Annotated in this window: 2 protein-coding genes; both read right to left on the reverse strand. The window is 73.5% G+C overall.

The window, feature by feature from the left end:
* The coding region (locus tag ABZ154_RS34835; RefSeq protein ID WP_356838460.1) for a beta-ketoacyl synthase N-terminal-like domain-containing protein at positions 1 to 908 on the reverse strand (908 nt) is incomplete at its 3' end.
* A 56-nt stretch (positions 909 to 964) separates the two neighbouring features.
* Positions 965 to 3,927, reverse strand: a 2,963-nt coding sequence (locus tag ABZ154_RS34840) for an SDR family NAD(P)-dependent oxidoreductase (RefSeq protein ID WP_356838462.1), incomplete at its 5' end; no start/stop codon positions are given.

The following is a 3,927-nucleotide window of genomic DNA, read 5'->3' on the forward strand; positions in this document are numbered from 1 at the left end:
TGGTTGACCGCGCTGCCACGGATGACCGCGAGGATGTGGTGGCCGTTGCGCTCGGCGTCCGAAAGGCGCTCGACCAGCAACAGGCCCACCCCTTCCGACCACGCCGTACCGTCCGCCGTAGCCGAGAACGACTTGATCCGGCCGTCGGCGGCGAGCCCGCGCTGCTGCGAGAAGTCCACGAAGCCGCCGGGGTCGCCGTTGACCGTGGAGCCGCCGGCGAGCGCGAGATCCGACTCGCCCGAGCGCACCGACTGCACCGCGAGGTGCAACGCCACCAGGGACGAGGAGCACGCCGTGTCGATGGATACGGCGGGACCTTCCAGCCCCAGCGTGTACGCGATACGCCCCGACGCCACGCTGCCCAGCTTGCCGGTCATGAGGTAGCCCTGGAGTTCGATCGGCGCCTCCAGACCGAGGTAGCTCTCCTCCACCACCCCGACGAAGACCCCGGTCCGGCTGCCCTTGAGCGAGGCCGGGTCGATGGCCGCGTTCTCGAAGACCTCCCAGGTGCTTTCCATGAGGACCCGCTGCTGCGGGTCCATGGCGACCGCCTCACGCGGCGAGATCCCGAAGAACTCGGCGTCGAACCGGGTGGCGCCCTCCAGGAAGCCGCCCTCCTTCGTGTACGACCTGCCGGGTGTGCCGGGCTCCGGGTCGTACAGGCCCTCGGTGTCCCAGCCCCGGTCGGTCGGCCACGGCGAGATCGCGTCGACCTCGTCGGCGACCAGCCGCCACAGCTCGTCCGGCGAGGAGACGCCGCCCGGATAGCGGCACGCCATCCCCACGATCGCCACCGGTTCGTCGGCCGCCGCCTCCAGCTCGGCGATCTGCTGACGCGCCTTCTGCAGATCGGCCGTCACCCACTTGAGGTACTCGACGAGCTTCTCTTCCTTGCTTGGGTCAGACATGCGACACCCACATCTCCTCGGAACACGTGCTGGGGGACTGGCTGGGGGACTGGTGATCAGCCGGACGTACGGCCGAGCTGGTGGTCGATGAAGTCGAAGATCTCGTCCGCGGAGGTGTACGAGCTGACGTCCTCCGCCTCCGGCCGCGCCGGGGAGGCCGTGCCCGCCGCGACGGACGTTCCGTTGACCCGGGACAGCAGCGACTGCAGCCGCGCCGCGAGCGCGTCACGCTCCCCGCCCTCCTCCGCCACCGAGTCGAGCGCCGACTCCAGCCGGTCGAGCTCGGCCAGCGCATCACCGCCCGTCCCGGCACCGGCCTCCGGCGCCGCCTTCGCGAGGATGTGCGCGGAGAGCGCCGCGGGTGTCGGGAAGTCGAAGACCAGCGTGGCGGGCAGCTTGAGGCCGACGGCCAGGCCGAGCCGGTTACGGAGATCGACGGCCGTGAGGGAGTCGAACCCGAGCTCCTGGAAGGGCCGTTCCTCGTCGATGGCGTCCGGGTCCGGATGGCCGAGCACCACCGCGAGCGTGGCCCGGACCACCTGGGCCACGGCCTCGTACCGCTGTTCGGCGGGAAGGCCGGCGATCCGGTGCCCCAGCGGTACGCCGGACTCCACACCGGCCCCGGCCTGGTCCTCCGACCGGACCGGCACCGTGACGAGGCCGCTCAGCAGAGCCGGCACATCGCCTCGGGCCCGCAGCGCCACCGCGTCGACCGGGAGTGCCGTCAGAACCGGCCGGCCGAGCGTCAGCGCCGCGTCGAACAGGGCCGGGCCCTGCTCGTCCGTGACCGCCCGGAACCCTTCCCGAGCGAACCTGGTCCGCTCACCTTCTCCGAGCGTCGCGCCGAGCCCGGTGTCCCGCGCCCAGAGCCCCCAGCCGATGGAGACCGCGGGCAGGCCTGCGGCGGCCCGGTGTTCGGCCAGGCCGTCGAGGAAGGCGTTGCCGGCCGCGTAGTTGGCCTGGCAGGGACCACCGAGAGAGCCCGTGCTGGACGAGAAGAGGACGAAGGCGCTCAGCGGCAGACCACGGGTCAGTTCGTGCAGGTGCCAGGCGGCGTCGGCCTTGGGTTCCAGCACCGAGGCCAGCTGCTCCTGTGTCAGCGTGGCGACCATCGCGTTGTCCACGGTGCCCGCCGCATGGACGACTCCGGTCAGCGGGTGTTCCGCCGGAATGCGCCCGAGCAGACGCGCCACCTCGTCCCGGTCCGCGAGGTCGCCTCCCGCCACCGTCACCGTCGCACCCAGCGCACCGAGCTCCTCGCGGAGCAGGGCCGTCGCGGCGGACTCCGTACCGGAGCGGCCGGCGAGCAGGAGATGCCGCACACCGTGCCGGACCACCAGGTGCCGGGCGAAGACTCCGCCGAGCGAGCCGGTGCCTCCGGTGATGAGGACGGTCCCGTCCGGGTTCCACGGGGCCTCGGCCGGCTCGGCCGGCTCCGTCACCTTCCGCAGCCTCGGCGCCTGCACGCTCGCGCCCCGGACCGAGACCTCCGGCTCACCGGAGCGGACGGCCGAGGCCAGCGCCTCGTACACCTCGGGGGTGTCGCCCTGCACCTCGGCCAGGACGATCCGGCCCGGCGCCTCGGCCTGGGCCGACCGCACGAGGCCGCGCAGCGCCGAGACCACCGGACCGGACCCGTCGCGCAGCGCCACCACGAGCGGCGTCTCCATCAGCCGCTCGTGCGCCAGCCACTCCTGGTGGACGGCCAGCACCTGACGGGTCAGCGCATGCACCGCGCCGACCGGATCGCCGCTGTCCGGCACCCGAGGGCCGAAGAGTACGGCCTCGAACTCTCCACCGGAGGCCGCCTCCGCCGCGTCAGCCAGGACAACAGCGCCGGCCGGCGTGGCTCCGGCCCAAGGACCGAGGACGCCCCAGGCGAACGGCTCGCCGGAAGCAGCAGCCGGCACCGGAACCCAGCCCCGCTCCAGCAGAGCCGCGAACGCCGAGTCACGCGCACCGCTGAACCGGGCTTCCGGCAGCTCCACGAAGGCGACCGAGGCGACGGTGGCGACCAGCCGGCCGGCTTCGTCGGTCAGCCGCACCGCGAACGCACCGTCACCGAGGTCCGTCAGCGAGGCCTCGGCCAGCGTCACGCCGGTGGCGTACAGCCGGACGCCGCGCCACCGCGACGGGAAGGCGATGTGGCCGGGCGCAGCGGTGGCCGGAAGCGCGGCGAGTACCGCGTCCAGCAGGGCCGGGTGGAGGCCGAAGCGGTCCGTCTCGCCGCGCAGCCGCTCGGGTATCCGGACGGTGAAGGGTTCACCGGCCGCGTCCGGTGCCGGGACGTCTCCGGTGGAGAGGACGCCCTCGGCCGCCGGCTGCCAGACTCCGTCCCGGTCGTCGGGCCGCGCGAAGACCCGTACCGCACGCCGTCCGTCCGCGGCCGGCTCGCCCACGGAGACCTGAAGCTGTACGGCACCGGCCGCCGGGACGATCAGCGGTGCCGCTACGTCGAACGTGCGCAGCACACCGCAGCCCAGTTCCGCGCCCGCCCGCAGCACCGTGTCCACCAGCGCGGTGACAGGCAGGACAGGCTCGTCGACGATCACCTGCTCGGCCAGCCAGGCGTCCCGGCGCGGAACGGCCCGCCCGGAGAACACCGTGCCCTCGCCACCGGCCAGCGGCACGGTGACCCCGAGGTACGGATGGCTCGTGGACCGCAGACCCCACTCGGCGGCGTCGGACCCGGCCGGACCCGCCTCCAGCCAGTAGCGCCGGCGCTCGAACGCGTACGTCGGCAGCGTCACACGGCGGGCCCCGCGGCCCGCGAAGAACGCCTCCCAGTCGACCCGCACCCCGGCGTCGTGCAGCTCTCCGACCGCCGCGACGAGCGTCGCCGGCTCCGGCGCGGACCGGCGCAGCAGCGGCCGTACCACCGGCACGCTCTCCACGTTCTCCTGGACCAGCGCGCTGAGCGTACGGCCGGGGCCGATTTCGATGTAGGTGGTGGTGCCGTGGTGGTGGAGGGTGGTGATGGTGTCGGCGAAGCGGACGGTGCCGCGGAGTTGGTCGGTCC

Origin of the sequence: Streptomyces sp. NPDC006261, assembly GCF_040613515.1 — a bacterium.
Taxonomy (GTDB): domain Bacteria; phylum Actinomycetota; class Actinomycetes; order Streptomycetales; family Streptomycetaceae; genus Streptomyces.